Raw genomic sequence first — 16,160 nt, forward strand, 5'->3', positions numbered from 1 at the left:
CCCAGCCGCACCGCCACTCCCCCGGACGCGGCGCCGGCGCGCGCCCCGCCAGGCCCCGCGACTCGCCGAAGCAGCCAGGGCAGCCGGGACCAGCCCCGCGGCCCGGGAAATGCGCGCCCCCCCCACTCGCACGGGGCGCAGAGCAGCGGACCACGAGGGACGGAGCACGGGGCACGGAGCCCCACACACGAGGCACGAGGCACGGAGCGCCCCGCACGGCGCACGGAGCACGGAGCACCGAAGCGGAATGCCCGACACACGCAACAGAAGCACCGCCTAACCACGCCCACGCCCCCCCAGCGCCGACACGTAGCGAACAAGACCCGGAGGGGCACCCCACGCGCGAGGGCCGCCCCGCGGGGTGCGGGGCGGCCCTGGGTGGTTGGCGCCTCGGTCGGGTTCCTCGTCGCGGGCTCAGTCGCCGATCAGCGCGTCCACGAACGCCTCCGGCTCGAACGGGGCCAGGTCGTCCGCGCCCTCGCCCAGGCCCACGAGCTTGACCGGGACGCCGAGTTCGCGCTGCACCGCGATCACGATGCCGCCCTTGGCCGTGCCGTCGAGCTTGGTCAGCACGATGCCGGTGATGTCCACGACCTCCGCGAACACCCGGGCCTGGATGAGCCCGTTCTGGCCGGTGGTGGCGTCGAGGACGAGCAGCACCTCGTCGACCGCGCCGTGCTTTTCCACCACGCGCTTGACCTTGCCCAGCTCGTCCATCAGGCCGGTCTTGGTGTGCAGCCGGCCGGCGGTGTCGATGAGGACGACGTCGGCCCCCTCGGCCACGCCCTCCTTCACCGCGTCGAAGGCGATGGAGGCGGGGTCGCCGCCCTCCGGGCCGCGTACGGTGCGGGCGCCGACCCGTTCGCCCCAGGTCTGGAGCTGGTCGGCGGCGGCGGCGCGGAAGGTGTCGGCGGCGCCGAGCACCACGGACTTGCCGTCGGCGACGAGTACCCGGGCGAGCTTGCCCGTGGTGGTGGTCTTGCCGGTGCCGTTCACGCCGACGACCAGCACCACGCCGGGCTTCTCCTGGCCGTCGGCGGTCACGCCGCTTTCGGTGTGCACGGTGCGGTCGCTGTCGGTGCCCACGAGCTGGAGCAGCTCGGCACGGAGCAGGGCGCGCAGCTCGTCGGGGGTGCGGGTGCCGAGGACCCGGACGCGCTCGCGCAGCCGCTCCACCAGTTCCTGGGTGGGTGCCACGCCGACGTCCGCGGTCAGCAGGGTGTCCTCGATCTCCTCCCACGTGTCCTCGTCGAGGTGTTCGCGGGAGAGCAGGGTGAGCAACCCCTTGCCGAGGCTGTTCTGCGAGCGCGAGAGGCGGGCGCGCAGTCGTACCAGACGGCCCGCGCTGGGCTCCGGTACCTCGATCTCGGGTGCGGGTGGCGCCGCCGGCGCCTCGGGCTCCGTCGCGGTGGCCCCCGGCAGGTCCACCTCCTCGATGGTGCGACGGGGCTCTTCGCGTGGGGTTTCGGCTTCCTCGCCGACGTGTGGCTCGGCGGGCGGCGCGGTGATGGACGGGCTGCTCGGCGGGGCCGGGGGCAGCTGCTTCTTCTTGCGGCTGCTGACGACGAGCCCGCTGATCGCGGCGAGCGCGACCACAGCGATGACTACAGCAAGGATGACGATTTCCATAACGAACCCAGTATCGGCCACGGGTCCTGAATCACGACGCCATCAGTTGGTGGCGAGGACCAAAGCCACTTAGGTTCCAAAGTTGGAGCAAAGTACGATGGTATGGGACGATGCAACGCGCGTAGAGTCCCCCGCGTCCCTCCCGGCGGCCATTCACCGGCCACCGCATGCACGCACGGAGCCCCCATCCATGGACCAGACGTCCACCGCGTTCACCACCCCCCACGCCACGACGGCCGACTCCGCCACGACCGCGGCCGCGAGCGCCATCGAGACCCGCGGCATCGAACCCGTCCCCGCCCACGAGCGCCATGGCCGCGTGCGCGAGCTGTTCCCCACCTGGGTGGCCGCCAACATCAGCGTGCTGTTGCTCACGATGGGCGCGGGGCTGGTGGTCTTCAACGGACTCAGCCTCTGGCAGGTGCTGCTGGTCGCCGGGTGCGCCGCCACCGTCTCGTTCGGGATGGTGGGCGTGTTGTCGGTGTCGGGCAAGTGGGGTGGCGCTCCGGGCGCGATGCTCTCGCGCGCGACGTTCGGCGTACGGGGCAACTACTTCCCCGGCGCCGTGCTGTGGGTGGCCCGCTTCGGCTGGGAGACGATCAACGCGGTCACCGGCGCGTACGCCCTGCTGACCATCCTCGACCTGCTGTTCGGCGTCCGACAGAACAACCTGCTGGTCGTCGTCACGCTGGTCGGCTTCGTGGCCACCACGTTCCTGGTGAGCGGCATGGGCCGGGCCGTGCTGAACGTGTGCAACCGGTGGTCGACCTACGTCTTCGGCGCCTTCAGCGTGCTCGTCCTCGGCTATCTGATCGTCGACACCGACTGGGGCTCCGTCTTCGACCGTCCGACCGGCAGCACCGCCATGGTGATCGCGGGCATCGGCACCATCGCGGCGGGCGGCATCAGCTGGGTACCGACGGGGCCTGACTTCACCCGCTACCTGCCGCACGCGGCGTCCGGCCGGAAGATCGTCGGCGCCACGGTCTCCGGCGCGGCCCTGGTGTTCGTGCCCATGGTGCTCATGGGCGCCGTCATGGCCGTCGCCACGCCGGACCTCGCCTCCGCCGCCGACCCGGTGTCCTTCCTCGGCGACGTGCTGCCCACCTGGCTCGCGGTGCCGTACCTGATCACCGCGCTGGTCGGAATGCTGTTGATCAACAGCCTCTCGATGTACTCGGCCGGCTTCACCGCGCAGACCATGGGCGTCAAGCTGCCGCGCGCCCTCGCGGTCTCCGTCAACGCGGTCATCAGCCTGGTCGGCGGTCTGCTGCTGATGCTGGTCGCCAAGAGCTTCTACGGCTCGTTCATCACCTTCCTCACGCTGCTCGCCGTCTCCTTCTCGGCCTGGATCGGCGTGTACGCGGTGGACATGTTCCGCCGCCGCGCGCTGGTGGTGCGCTACGACGCGCGGGGGCTGATGGACACCGGTCGCAGCAGTCGGTACTGGTACGTGGGCGGCTTCTGCTGGCAGGCCATGGTCGCCTGGGGGCTGGCCCTGACGGCCGGGTTGTGCTTCACGAAGGTGGACTGGTTCACCGGCCCGCTGGCGACGAGCTGGATCGGGCGCAACGGCCTGGGATGGGCCGCCACGATCCTCATCGCCGCGGTGAGCTTCGCGCTGCTCCCGCGCCCCCGTGAGGGCGCCGGCGCCGCCCCCCACGGGGCCACGGGCGATGGCCAGAAGTTGAACCCCGTCGGCTGATCCGCGCCCTACCACCTGGCCGCACCGCCGGGCTACCGTCCCCTTCGCCGTCCTCGGACCGTCCACGGCGAAGGGGATTCCCATGTCCGCTACCTTGCCCACCGGCCCGCCGACGGCGCCCAGCACCGCCGTACGGTTCAACCTCGTGGACCCGACGGCCACCCCGGAATCCCTCTCCCGGCGCTACCGCGCGGCCATCGACATGGCCGCCTTCGCCGACGACCGTGGCATCGGCACCATCCAGACCGAGGAGCACCACGGCGCGGTCAACGGCTGGCTGCCCTCCCCGCTCACCTTCGCCGGCACCGTCTTCGGCGCCACCCGACAGATCTCGGTCACCGTCGCGGCGCTGTTGGCCCCGTTGTACGACCCGCTGCGGCTCGCCGAGGACATCGCCGTGCTCGACCTGCTGAGCGGCGGCAGGCTGGTCACGGTCGCGGGGCTCGGCTCACGGCGCGCGGAGTACGGGGCGCACGGCAAGGACTGGCGCTGGCGCGGCAAGCTCCAGGACGAGGCGTTGGAGACGCTGCTCGCGGCCTGGACCGGCGAGCCGTTCGGCTACCGGGGCCGCACCGTTCGGGTCACCCCGCGCCCATACACGCAGCCGCATCCGCCGCTGTACGTCGGGGGCAACTCCCGGCCGGCGGCGCGGCGCGCGGCGCGGCTCGGGCTGCCGATGTTCCTGAACGCGCACCTGCCGCGGCTGGCGGCGTACTACCGGGCGCGGTGCGCGGAGTACGGCACGGCGGGGCGCTGCGTGATGCCGGCGCCCCGTACGCCGTTGCTACACCTGTCCGAGGACCCGGACCGCACCTGGGCGACGTACGGACAGCACCTGTTGCACGAGGCGCGGGTGCACGCCTCGTGGCAGGCGCCCCCCGCGCGCTCCGGGGCGCATCCCCCGGTGAGCGACGTGGACGCGCTACGCCGGCAGGGGCGCTACCGGGTCGTGACGCCGGACGAGTGCGTGGAGCTCGCGGGGAGCCTCGGCGACGGCGGGCGGCTGGTCCTGCACCCGCTGTGTGGCGGCATTCCGGTGGAGGAGGGGTGGAGTTCCCTACACCTGTTCGCGAGCGCCGTGCTGCCCAAGATCGCCGCCGCCCCGGCTCGGTGACGATGCCGGGGCGGTGCTTCGGCGACCCGCGCGCCGCGGGCTGCCGCCCGCGGCGCCGGGGCCACGGGGCGGTCAGCCCATCTCCTCCAGCGCCTTGCCCTTGGTCTCCGGCACCCACTTGAGGATGAACGGGATCGAGAGCACGGCGAAGATCGTGTACATCACGTAGGCGCCGGAGAGGTTCCAGTCCGACAGCGTCGGGAAGCTGACGGTGATCGCCCAGTTGGCCACCCATTGGGCCGAGGCGGCGACGCCGAGCGCGGCGGCGCGGATCCGGTTCGGGAACATCTCGCCGAGCAGCACCCAGACCACCACGCCCCAGGACAGGGCGAAGAAGAGCACGAAGGAGTGCGCGGCGACGAGCGCCACGGTGCCCTGGGTGTCGGGCATCCGGATGTCCTCGCCGGTACCGGTCTTGGCCGAGAACGCCCAGGCGGCGACGGCGAGGGAGGCCGCCATGCCGGCTGATCCGATGAGCGCCAGCGGCTTGCGGCCGATCCGGTCGACGAAGGTCATCGCGATGACGGTGCCGATGATGTTGATGATCGACGTGGTGAAGCTGTAGAAGAACGAGCTGCTCGGGTCGATGCCCACGGACTGCCACAGCGAGGACGAGTAGTAGAAGATCACGTTGATGCCGACGAGCTGCTGGAAGACCGAGAGGCCGATGCCGATCCACACGATCGGCAGCAGCCCGGCCCGGCCGCCGAGCAGGTCCCGGAAGGTGGACCGCTCCTCGCGGCGCATGGCCTCCTGGATCTCGTCGACGCGCAGGTCGATGTCCACGTCCTTGCCCTCGACCTCGGCGAGCACCGCACGGGCCTGGTCGTACCGGCCGACCGAGATCAGGAACCGGGGCGATTCGGGGATGACCAGCGAGAGCAGGCCGTACAGCACGGCGGGCACGACCATGACGCCGAGCATCCACTGCCATGCCTCAAGGCCCGCGATGGTGCCGCGCTGGTCGCCGTCCGCGAGGTTGAGGATGCCCCAGTTGACGAGCTGCGAGACGGCGATGCCTACGACGATCGCCGCCTGCTGGAAGGAGGCCAACCGGCCCCGGTAGGCGGGTGGTGAGACCTCGGCGATGTAAGCGGGGCCGATCACCGAGGCCATGCCGATGGCGACGCCGCCGAGGACGCGCCACATGGCGAGGTCCCACAGCGCGAAGGGTACGGCGGAGCCGATGGCGCTGATCGTGAACAGTACGGCGGCGATCTGCATGCAGCGGATGCGGCCGATCCGGTCGGCGATGCGCCCGGCCGCCGTCGCGCCGACGGCGCAGCCGATGAGGGCCGCCGCGATCACCTGCGCCAGGGCTTCCGAGCCGATGTCGAACCGGCCGCGGATCGCTTCGACCGCACCGTTGATGACCGAGCTGTCGTAGCCGAAGAGGAAGCCGCCCATGGCGGCTGCCGCGGTGATGAAGATGACGTGGCCGAGGTGCTCGGGCATGGCCTTACGGCCTTCCGGCGCCGGCGGCTGCGCGGTGCTGGTCAACGTGTACTCCTGAGGCCCGGCGGCACTGCCGGGCGTGGGGGGTTGGCACTCCCAGTGGGGCACGATCAAAGGCGAGCCACCACTTGAAGGCAAAAGCAACGTTGCAGAGACTATGCATTCAAGTTTCGAAGTCAATACCCCCGCAACATGAGTAGTTCCACCCCGCGCCCGGCGAAGGCTTCAAGTGTTGATCTCCGTTCGCGCGGTACGCGCGGGCCGATCAGCGCAACCGCTGGCTGATGACCTTCGAGACGCCGTCGCCCTGCATGGACACGCCGTACAGCGCGTCGGCGACCTCCATCGTGCGCTTCTGGTGCGTGATCACGATGAGCTGCGAACTCTCCTGCAACTCCTCCATGATCCGGATCAGGCGCTGCAGGTTGGTGTCGTCCAGCGCCGCCTCGACCTCGTCCATCACGTAGAACGGGCTCGGACGAGCCTTGAAGATCGACACCAGCAGCGCCACGGCGGTCAGCGAGCGCTCGCCGCCGGACAGCAGCGACAGCCGCTTGACCTTCTTGCCCGGCGGCCGGGCCTCCACGTCCAGGCCGGTGGTCAACATGTTCTCGGGGTCGGTGAGAATCAACCGCCCCTCCCCGCCCGGGAAGAGGCGCGAGAAGACGCCCTCGAACTCGCGCGCCGTGTCCCGGAACGCCTCCGTGAAGACCTGCTCGACGCGTTCGTCCACGTCCTTGATCACCTGGAGCAGGTCGGCCCGGGTCTTCTTCAGGTCCTCAAGCTGCTCCGTCAGGAACTTGTGCCGCTCCTCCAGCGCGGCGTACTCCTCAAGCGCCAGCGGGTTCACCTTGCCCAACTGCTGGTACGCGCGCTCGGCGGCCCGCAGCCGCTTCTCCTGCTGGGCCCGTACGAACGGCACCGGCTGGTTGCGCGGGTGCTCCGGGTCCTGCGGCAGCTCCTCGCCCTCGGCGGGCGGCGACGGGGGCACCAGTTGGTCGGGGCCGTACTCGGCGACGAGGCCGGCCGGCTCCACGCCGAGCTCCTCCAGCGCCTTCGTCTCCAACTGCTCGATCCGCAGCCGCTTCTCCGCGCCGAGGACCTCGCCCTTGTGCACCGAGTCCGTGAGCTTGTCCAGCTCGGCGGCCAGCCCGCGACCCCTCTCCCGCTCCGCGACCAACTCGGCCTCGCGCTCCGTCTTCGCCGTCTCGGCCGACCGCCGCTCCTGATCGGCGCGCCGCAACGAGACCTCGACGTGCGCCAGCAGTTGCCGCGCGCCGGCGGCCACCGCGGCGCCGACGGCCGCCTCGTGCCGCAACCGGGCGCGACGCTGCTCGGCCCGCGCCCGCGCCTCCCGCTCCGCCCGCGCCCCGCGATCCAGCGCGTCCGCCCGGCCGGCCAGCCCCTTGACCCGCTCCTCGTGCGTACGGACCTGGAGCCTGGCCTCCATCTCGGTCTGCCGCGCGTTGGCCCCGTCGGCGGCGAGTCGGTCCCGTACGGCGGTGTCGGGCTCGTCCGCCCCGTCCTCGCCGAACGGCGACTCCTCCTCCGCCACGCGCAGCCGCTCGGCCAACTCCGCCACCTCCTCGGTCGCCCGAACAAGCGCCTCCTCGGCCTTGGCGGCGGCGGCCGTCATGCGCTCCGCCTCGCCCGCGGCGCCCCGCGCCTGGCCACCGAGCCGGCCCAGCGACTGCGCGACGCGCGACTTCTCCCGGTCGGCGGCGCTGCGCCGGCTGGCCAACTCCTCCACCAGCGCCGCCGCCTCGGTACGCCGCCGCTGCGCGGCCCGCTGGGCGTCGGCGAGCTCGTCGCACCGCACGGCCAGCTCCGTGAGCTGCGCCGCCGCCTCGTCCACCTGGGCCTGCACCTCAAGGAGGCTGGGCGCGCCGGCCGACCCTCCCTGGGCGAAGTGCCCGCCCAACAGGTCGCCTTCGGCGGTCACCGCCATCACCTCGGGCCGCGAGGCCACCAGGTCCTCGGCGTCCTCCAGGGCGGTGACGACCACCACGTCGCGCAGCAGCCGGCGCACCGCGGGAAGCAGTTCGGCGGGCCCGTGCACCAGGTCCGCGGCCCACAGCGGCGTGCCCAGCGCGCCCAGCCCCTCGCCGTCCGCTCCCGGGGCGCCGCCGCCCGCCTCGGCGGCCCCGTCGCCCCGCTCTGCCCCGTGGGCTCCGTCGGCCCCGTTGCTCGCTCCGGCACCAGCCCCGGTCACCGCGCCGGTCACGGAGCCACCCACGACCGCGCCGGTGCCCTGCCGCGCGTCCGCGCTCCCCTCCGTACGCTCCGGGGCGCTCGCCGCGCGTTCCGGGGCGCCAGTGCCGGCGCTCAGCAGCAGCGCCGCCCGCCCCGCGTCCTGCTTGCGCAGCAGCCGCAGGGCGTTGGCCGCCGTGGCGGGGTTGGCGACGGCGACGGCGTCGGCCGCGGCGCCCAGGGCGGCGGCGAGCGGCACCTCGTAACTGGGGGCGACGGTGAGCAGTTCCGCGACGGGGCCGAGCAGGCCGCCGAGCTGCTCGCCCGCGCCGAGAAGCGCCCCCGTGCCGTCCTTGCGGCGCAGCCCCAGGGCCAGCGCCTCGTGCCGGGCCGCCGTCGCCGCGCGCTTGCGCTCGGCCGCCGTCGCCGCCTCGCGGGCCGCGTTGAGCCCGGATTCCGCGTCGGCCAGCGCCCGCTTGGCCTCCTCGTGTCGGTCGGCCAGCTCCGCGTCGCCCTCGTCGAGCCCGTCGACCTCGGCCTTGAGCTGCTCGTACTCCTCCTGCGCGGCCACCGCCCGCTCCCGGGCCTCGTCCCGGGAGCGGGTGAGCCGGTCGATCTCGGCCTGCGCCGAGGAGGAGCGGCTGCGGGCCGCGTTCACCTGGCCGTGCAGCCTGGCCAGCCCCTCGCGACGGTCGGCGTACGCGCGGGCCGCGTCCCTGAGCCTGCGCTCCTCCTGGGCCAGCTCGCGCTCCAGTTCCGCGCGGTGGGCCACCGTGTCGTCCAGGGCACGGCTGACCGCCTCCAGGGCGGCTTCCAGCTCGGCCTCCTGCTCCCGGATGCGCTGGGCCTCGCGCTCCATCTCCTCCGGATCGCGGCCCCGTCGCTCGTCCACCGGGGCCGAGGTCGCGCTCTTGACCCGCGCGTCGGCGAGTCCGATGGTGCCCCGCACCCGCTCGGCGAGCTGCGACAGCTCGTGCCAGGTCTGCTGGGCCCGCACCAGGCGGGGCGAGAGCGCTCGTACCTGCTCCTCCAGCGCGGCCTCGCGCCGCCGCGCGGTGTGCAACGCGGCCTCCGCGGCCTCCTTGCGCTCCTTGAGCGCCGCCTCGTCCGCGACCTCGGCGCGCAGCGCCTCGCGCAGCGTCACCAGGTCGTCGGCGAGCAGGCGCAGCCGCGCGTCCCGCAGGTCGGCCTGGATGACGGCGGCCCGCCGCGCGACGGCCGCCTGCCGCCCCAGTGGCTTGAGTTGCCGGCGCAGCTCGTCGGTCAGGTCCTGCACGCGGGCCAGGTTGGCCTGCATCGCGTCCAGCTTCCTGACCGCCTTCTCCTTGCGCTTGCGGTGCTTGAGGACGCCAGCCGCCTCCTCGATGAAGGCCCTGCGCCCCATCGGGTCGGCGTGCAGTACGGAGTCGAGCTGGCCCTGGCCGACGATCACGTGCATCTCACGGCCGATGCCGGAGTCGGAGAGCAGTTCCTGGATGTCGAGCAGCCGACAGGTGTCGCCGTTGATCTGGTACTCGCTGCCGCCGTTGCGGAACATGATCCGCGTGATGGTGACCTCGGCGTAGTCGATGGGCAGCGCGCCGTCGGCGTTGTCGATGGTGAGGGAGACCTCGGCGCGGCCGAGCGGCGGGCGGCCGGTGGTGCCGGCGAAGATGACGTCCTCCATCTTGCCGCCGCGCAGCGACTTGGCCCCCTGCTCGCCCATCACCCACGACAGGGCGTCGACGACGTTGGACTTACCGGACCCGTTGGGACCCACGACGCAGGTGATACCGGGCTCGAAGCGCAGCGTCGTGGCGGAGGCGAAGGACTTGAAACCTCGCAGGGTCAGGCTCTTGAGGTGCACGCCGTCGGACTTTACCGCTCACGCGCCGAGGGGCAGCCGTCCGCAGCGCGCGCCCAGGCGCGCCGCGGCGGCTTTTTCGGTTTCGCCGGCGAAGGTGAAGGGCACATCAGACGGTAGGGAAAACTCGAATGACTGGACGAGAAACAACGGAGCGAAACGACGAAGGGACGCCGAAGCGTCCCTTGCAGATTCTCAAGCGGGTGGCGATGCTCGCCCGACAGGTCCCCGAAGGAACCGCGGGTCAGGCAAGCGCAGGCTCCGCCTGGGATACGTCGATGCTGTCGAGCAGCGAGTCGCTGTGCTGGACGGCGGCGGACAACGCGTCATTTTCGGCCTGCATCCGGATGAGCTCGGATTCCAGGTCCTGTACGCGCTGCTGAAGCCGCCGCATCTCGGCGAGGACTCGGGGGTCGGAGCCGCCGACGTAACCGAGAAGCGCCTTTGCCATGATGGATGGTCCTCCACAATGAGTGACCGACCGGAGCGGTGTGGGTCGTGAGGGATTCGCACCCGCGATGTCTGCCATCACTACCGACTTCAATGCCAAACAGTTAAGGTGCGCGGGGTTTCCAGCGTCTCACCAAAAAGTTTGACGGTCAACACGATCACGCCCCGTATCGACAGGGCAGGCGAACGGGCGCGGCAGCGAACGGTGCGGCGCGACTTCGTCTCGCGACCCATCGGGGCGTGGAGATCATCCTTAGTCCGCAGCCTTCCACGGACGCGCCGTATTGGCAACCACCAGGCCGTTTCTCCCCGGCGCACATCCCGGGGCACGCGGGGCATAGCCCCGCGCTGACGCTCCCGTCAGCGAATTTCAAAGGTCTCGTAGCCACCTCGCGGGGTGTCCCAAATCTCAGTCACTCCGTCGACCCTCCCGGGCGTGTCGCCCGTGCGGAGCCACTCCAGCAGCTCCTCGCAGCCGGCCTTCGGTCCTTCGGCCACCACCTGGACCCGGCCGTCGTCCAGGTTCGAGGCGAAGCCGACCAGCGTTCCGATGCGCAGGGCGTTGGCCCGCGTGAACCAGCGGAACCCCACTCCCTGCACCCGGCCCCGCACCCAGGCGGTGAGGCGCACGTTTTCGTCCATACGAGCACGCTAGCCGCCCCACCCCGCCGAGATCACCCGGGCCACCCCTCCCCCCGACGGCCCACAGACCACGAGCACCGCGGGAGGGAGCACGGACGGAAACGGGGATGGGCGGCCGCGGTGCGTTAGGCGATCGGGCCGCCGCGTGCCGTTCGGGGCGCCACGGCGCGGGGCGGGCGCTGGCAGCGCGGGCAGAAGTAGCTGGAACGGTTCATCCACGGGCTGCGGCGCATCGGCGCGCCACACCGGCGGCACGGCTCGTCCTCGCGGCCGTACGCGTCGAGTGAGCGCTCGAAGTAGCCGGACTCGCCGTTGACGTTCACGTACAGGCTGTCGAAGCTCGTGCCGCCCACGGCGAGGGCCGCTCGCATGACGTCGCGGACGTGGCCGAGCAGTTCGATCGCCCGGGGGCGGGTGAGGCTCGCCGTGGGGCGGTCGAAGTGCAGTCGGGCGCGCCACAGCGCCTCGTCCGCGTAGATGTTGCCCACGCCGCTGATCAGTGACTGGTCCAGGAGCGCGCGCTTGATGGTGGTGCGACGCCGGCGCAGGGCCGCGTAGAACGCCGTCTCGTCGAAGGCCGGGTTCAGCGGGTCGCGGGCGATGTGGCCGATGACGTCCGGCAGCCCGTCGGGAGCCCCGGGCAACTGGTCGTGCAGGGAGAGGCCGCCGAAGGTCCGCTGGTCGACGAAGCGCAGTTCGGTCCCCGCCGCGTCGGCGAACCGGACGCGGATGCGCAGGTGCTTCTCGTCCGCGGCGGTTTCCGGTTGGACGAGCAGTTGGCCGCTCATGCCGAGGTGGCCGAGGACGGACCGCCCCGTGGCCTCGCCGCGCGTCGCACCGTCGGCGGCCCCGTCCGCGGAACCCGGCGCTCCGTGCCCCGTGCCCCCTGCCCCGTGCCCCGTCGGCGGCGCCCCGTGCGCCGTCGCTCCGTGCCCCGTCTCCCCGTGCTCCGTCACTTCGAGAGCGCGCCCCGTGGTGGTTCGTACGGGGTGCTCCGTGGGGGCCGTTGCGGCGGCGCCCACCGTGTCCAAGGGCAGCCAGAGGTACTTGCCGCGCCGGCAGGCCGCGGCGAAGCGGTGCCCGATCAGTTGGTCGGCGAAGTCGGCCGGGCCCGCCAGGTGACGGCGGATCGCGCGGGGATGCAGGACCTGCACCTCGGCGATGACACGCCCGGTGACCCAGCGCTCCAGGCCACGGCGGACGACCTCGACCTCGGGCAGTTCCGGCACGTGATCCTCCGCGGAGGTCGGGACCCGTCACGCGGGTCGGGGGGATGGTCGGGTCGTGCCACGTAGCGCGGCACAAGAGCTGAGGGCGCGCGGCCGGCGTGGCGTACGCGACGGGCCCACCGGTGGTGAGCCGGTGGGCCCGTCGAACACAGAGGACTCGTGCGGTACGGCGCTCGGCGCGGCATACCGCGCCTCGTCACCGTGCGGTCGGTTCAGCCTTCCCGGCGGAGCCGGCCGCCGCAGCGGCGGCGCCATCGAGGGCCGCACCGTCCGAGGTCGTACCGTCCGCCCCGGAGCTGTCGGTGGACGCCCCCTCCGCGGCGGTGGCGGCGGCCTCGTCGGCCGCCGCGCGGATCGCCCGCCAGGCGGCCTCGGCCGCCTGCTGCTCGGCTTCCTTCTTGCTGCGGCCGGTGCCGGTGCCGTACGCGACACCACCGACGCGAGCAGCAGCCGTGAAGACCTTCTCGTGGTCGGGGCCCGTCTCGGAGACCAGGTACTCGGGCACGCCGAGCCCCTCGGTGGCCGTCAGCTCCTGAAGGCTGGTCTTCCAGTCCAGGCCCGCGCCGAGGTTCGACGAACGCTCGATCAGCGGGTCGAAGAGCCGATGCACCAGTTCGGCGGCGGCGTCGAGGCCCTTGTCGAGGTAGACCGCGCCGATCACCGCCTCCAGGGTGTCGGCGAGGATCGATGCCTTGTCCCTGCCGCCCGTGCCCTCTTCGCCCCGGCCGAGCCGGATGAACGCGCCGAGGTCCAGCCCGCGACCCACCTCGGCGAGCGCGCGCGAGTTGACCACCGCGGCCCGCAGCTTGGCCAGTTGGCCCTCGGGCAGGTCGGGGTGGATGCGGTACAGCGTGTCGGTGACCACCAGGCCGAGCACGGAGTCCCCGAGGAACTCCAGCCGCTCGTTGGTGGGCAACCCGCCGTTCTCGTACGCGAAGGAGCGATGCGTGAGCGCACGCACTAGAAGGGCGGACTCAAGGTGATACCCGAGCCGCCCTTCCAGAACGGTATGAGACGAGGCCGTGTCTGCCGTCGCCGTTGCTTCTTCCCCGCGCTTGCGGAGCGGCGTCTTGGCGTCTGACATGAAGCCTGTCACCCGCCGATCAGACCTCGAGGACCTGGCGGCGGTTGTAGGTGCCGCAGCTCGGGCACGCGATGTGCTGCAGCTTCGGCTCGTGGCAGCGCTCGCACGCCACCAGGGTGGGGACCGCAGCCTTCCACTGCGACCGGCGGTGGCGCGTGTTGCTGCGCGACATCTTCCGCTTCGGAACAGCCACGGCTACTTCTCCTGTGGGTCATCCTCGCTAGCGCGAGGGGTGTTGTCCTTCTCGCCGTCCTGGACGGTCTCAGCGAGTCCCTGCAGTGCCGCCCAACGGATGTCGACGGCTTCTTGGTGATGGTGGTCCGGGTCGTCCGCCAGCCGTACTCCGCATTCGGGGCACAGACCAGGGCAGTCCTCCTGGCACACCGGCTGCAACGGCAGTGAGAGCACCACCGCGTCCCGCAGCACGGGCTCAAGGTCGAACAAGTCGTCCTCGAGGAAGAGTGTGTCCTCCTCCTCGGCGTCGTCGCCGGTCTCCGCTGTGCGGCTCCGGTCGTCGGCGTCGGGGTAGGAGTACATCTCCTGGAATTCCGCTTCGAGCTCACGCCCGAGCGGCTCCAGACACCTTACGCACTCCCCTGTGAGCGGCGCACGGGCGGTGCCCGTAACGAGCACTCCCTCCATGACCGCCTCCAGTCGGAGGTCGAGCTCCACGGTCGCACCCTTGCGCACCCCGATCATCTCGATCCCGAGATCACCCGGGGCCTCGATCGAGCGCGAAAGCCGCTTGAGCGCACCAGGACTCCGCCCCAGCTCTCGTGTGTCGAACACGAGTGGGGAACGGTGGTCGAGACGGGCGTTCAGGGCTTCCTGCTTTCTACGCTGCGGCACGGGCGTCCCTCCTCGCAGCACTGCTACGAGACGAAGTGGGCAGCCGGAATCGCGGATATACGTGCGGCCGAAGAGCCAGGATACTGGACGGGTCGCCGTAGACCCAATCCGCACCAATCGACCCTGCCGCGCCCCGCGCGCCCGTGCGCCTCGAAGCACGCGTGCCGCCCCTGCGCGGTGGTGCCGAGGGTCACGTGCGCGTCCCCGAGCGTAGGTCCCGCAGAGTGTGGAGCCACCGCAGCCCTCCCAGTAGCGCGAATGGCGCCCGGCGTCGACTGCGCGGCGCCGGGCGCCCGGCGCTGCGCCCCGGAGCGCACGCTGATCTCGGCGTGCGCTCCGGGGCGCGACGTGAGCGCGCAGGCACGCACCGTACGGGCCTGGCATACGGACGGCCAGCCGTACGGGCCCCGGGCCGAGTCGGCCCGCCGTAGCGCACGGGGCGCTGCGCGGGCCCTGGGAGCGAGCGGCGTGCGGAGAGCGGGCGCACGGGCACTGAAACTCGCACGGGGCACGGGGCACGGGGCACGGGGCACGGGGCACGGGGCACGGGGCACGGGGCATGGGGCACGGGGCATGGGGCATGGAGCAGCGACGCTACCGGGGAACGCGGGGCCTGGGGCGCGGCGGGTAGCGGGCGCGGTACCCGCGCCGGCCACGCGGCGATGTCATCGGCTGCGCGGGGTGCGGGTCCCAGGGCACCGCGGCTCGGCGGCGACGGCGTGGCTCAGCGGCCCTGTTCGTACTGGCGGAGCTGGTCCAGGTTGATCATGCTGGTGTCGAAGAGGCTGGTCTCGTCCAGCGCCGGGGTGCCGGCCGCGCGGGGCTGCTGCTGCGGCTGGTGGCTATCGAGCGGCTGGGGCTGCGGGTACCCGGCGTGCGGGTCGTAGCCGTGCTGGGGCTGCTGCCAGCCGTAGTCGCCGGCCGGCTGTGGCGCGGCGGCGGCCGGCTGCTGGTAGCCGTGCGTCGGCTGCGCCGCGTACGGGTCCGGCTGGGCGTACTGCTGCTGGTAGCCGTACGCGTCCTGTTGGTAGCCCGCCTGAGCGTAGTAGTCCGCGTACTCGGGCTGGGCCGGGGCCTCGGGCGGGGCGGGCGGTTGCTGCGGCGGCAGCGGCTGCTGGTCGGGCATGGGGGGCTGGTGGACCGGGGCCGGCGCGTGAGCGGGGGGCGGCGCGGGGACGCGCGGGTCGGCGACGTGCTGGCTGGTGGCGAGGTCGGCCAGGTAGTCGTCGTCGCTGGTGCTGAGGCCGGCGGCGCCCGCGGCGTCCTGCGCGGCCATGTGGGCGCCCAGCTCGTCCTCTTCCGTACCGAGCAGCTTCTGTCTGCCCCGGCCGACCGCTTCCAGGGTCTTGGCGAGCACGGCGGCCACGGCGCCCAGTTTGGCGTCCACGTACTCGTCCGCGCGTTGGCGCAGCGTCTCCGGGTCCGCGCTGCGCTCGGGGGCCTGGTCGAAGTGGCCGTTCTCGTCGTCGCCGTACGCGCCGGGGCCGCGCCCGAGGAGCTTCTCGCGGCCCCGGTCGACGGAGCCGATGGTCTTGGTGAGGACGACCTCGAAGTTGGCCAGCTTGCTGTCGACGTAGTCGTCGGCCTCGGCGCGGATCTCCTCCGCCTCGCGGCGCGCCTCGGCGAGGATCCGGTCGGCCTCCTCCTGCGACTGGCGGGCCACCTCGGTCTGGGAGATCAGCGAGCCACGGTGGGAGTGCGCCGACTCGATGATGCGCTCGGCCTCCTGCCGGGCAGCCGCGACCATCTGGTCCCGGTCGCCGATCACCTCCTGGGCCTGCGCGAGGGAGCCGGGCAGTGCCATCCGTAGCTCTTCGAGCTTGGCGAGCAGCTCGGCCCGGTTCACCACGCAGGAGGCCGACATGGGCATGGATTTCGCGCTGCCGACGGTGCCGACGATCTCGTCGAGCTTCTTCTGCACGTCCACCTTGGGTGCTCGCACTCTCTAGGCCGAAGGGTCGGGACGGGAC

The 16,160-nt window shown here is 72.3% G+C and carries 12 protein-coding genes; 2 read left to right on the forward strand and 10 right to left on the reverse strand.

Annotation, left to right across the window (positions count from 1 at the left end; genetic code table 11):
- Positions 1-414 precede the first annotated feature (414 nt).
- The gene (gene ftsY, locus OYE22_RS07765) at positions 415-1,629 is read right to left on the reverse strand and encodes a signal recognition particle-docking protein FtsY (RefSeq protein WP_277319720.1); all 1,215 of its coding nucleotides are present in this window, start codon (positions 1,627-1,629) and stop codon (positions 415-417) included.
- Positions 1,630-1,819: 190 nt separating this feature from the next.
- Between ftsY and OYE22_RS07770 the strand changes: the two genes are divergently transcribed.
- Positions 1,820-3,334 carry a cytosine permease gene (locus OYE22_RS07770; RefSeq protein ID WP_277319721.1) on the forward strand — a complete coding sequence of 505 codons (1,515 nt, stop codon included), beginning with the start codon at positions 1,820-1,822 and terminating at the stop codon, positions 3,332-3,334.
- A gap of 82 nt (positions 3,335-3,416) precedes the next feature.
- Positions 3,417-4,448 (forward strand): LLM class flavin-dependent oxidoreductase, encoded by a 1,032-nt coding sequence (locus OYE22_RS07775; protein ID WP_277319722.1) that lies wholly within the window; start codon positions 3,417-3,419, stop codon positions 4,446-4,448.
- A gap of 72 nt (positions 4,449-4,520) precedes the next feature.
- On the opposite strand, the gene OYE22_RS07780 is transcribed toward OYE22_RS07775, so the two are convergent.
- From OYE22_RS07780 to OYE22_RS07820, 9 genes are all read right to left on the reverse strand, one after another.
- Positions 4,521-5,948 carry a sugar porter family MFS transporter gene (locus OYE22_RS07780; protein ID WP_277319723.1) on the reverse strand — a complete coding sequence of 476 codons (1,428 nt, stop codon included), beginning with the start codon at positions 5,946-5,948 and terminating at the stop codon, positions 4,521-4,523.
- 220 nt (positions 5,949-6,168) lie between these two features.
- Positions 6,169-9,939: an AAA family ATPase gene (locus OYE22_RS07785; RefSeq protein WP_277319724.1), complete on the reverse strand. Its 3,771-nt coding sequence runs from the start codon at positions 9,937-9,939 to the stop codon at positions 6,169-6,171.
- Between the two features lie 241 nt (positions 9,940-10,180).
- On the reverse strand, positions 10,181-10,387 hold the full coding sequence (locus OYE22_RS07790) for a hypothetical protein (protein ID WP_277319725.1): 207 nt from the start codon (positions 10,385-10,387) through the stop codon (positions 10,181-10,183).
- A 359-nt stretch (positions 10,388-10,746) separates the two neighbouring features.
- The gene (locus tag OYE22_RS07795; protein WP_277319726.1) at positions 10,747-11,028 is read right to left on the reverse strand and encodes an acylphosphatase; all 282 of its coding nucleotides are present in this window, start codon (positions 11,026-11,028) and stop codon (positions 10,747-10,749) included.
- A gap of 125 nt (positions 11,029-11,153) precedes the next feature.
- A complete protein-coding gene (mutM, locus tag OYE22_RS07800) occupies positions 11,154-12,257 on the reverse strand; it encodes a bifunctional DNA-formamidopyrimidine glycosylase/DNA-(apurinic or apyrimidinic site) lyase (RefSeq protein WP_277319727.1) in 1,104 nt (367 codons plus the stop codon).
- Between the two features lie 196 nt (positions 12,258-12,453).
- Positions 12,454-13,341, reverse strand: coding sequence for a ribonuclease III (rnc, locus tag OYE22_RS07805; protein WP_277319728.1), 888 nt, complete (start codon positions 13,339-13,341; stop codon positions 12,454-12,456).
- 19 nt (positions 13,342-13,360) lie between these two features.
- Positions 13,361-13,534: a 50S ribosomal protein L32 gene (gene rpmF, locus OYE22_RS07810; protein WP_065965136.1), complete on the reverse strand. Its 174-nt coding sequence runs from the start codon at positions 13,532-13,534 to the stop codon at positions 13,361-13,363.
- 2 nt (positions 13,535-13,536) lie between these two features.
- Entirely contained in the window at positions 13,537-14,163 is a 627-nt protein-coding gene (locus OYE22_RS07815; protein WP_277324038.1) for a DUF177 domain-containing protein, read from the reverse strand.
- A gap of 751 nt (positions 14,164-14,914) precedes the next feature.
- Positions 14,915-16,117, reverse strand: coding sequence for a cell division initiation protein (locus tag OYE22_RS07820; protein ID WP_277324039.1), 1,203 nt, complete (start codon positions 16,115-16,117; stop codon positions 14,915-14,917).
- Between the last annotated feature and the right edge of the window lie 43 nt (positions 16,118-16,160).

It is taken from the genome of Streptomyces sp. 71268 (genome assembly GCF_029392895.1).
Taxonomy (GTDB): Bacteria; Actinomycetota; Actinomycetes; order Streptomycetales; family Streptomycetaceae; genus Streptomyces.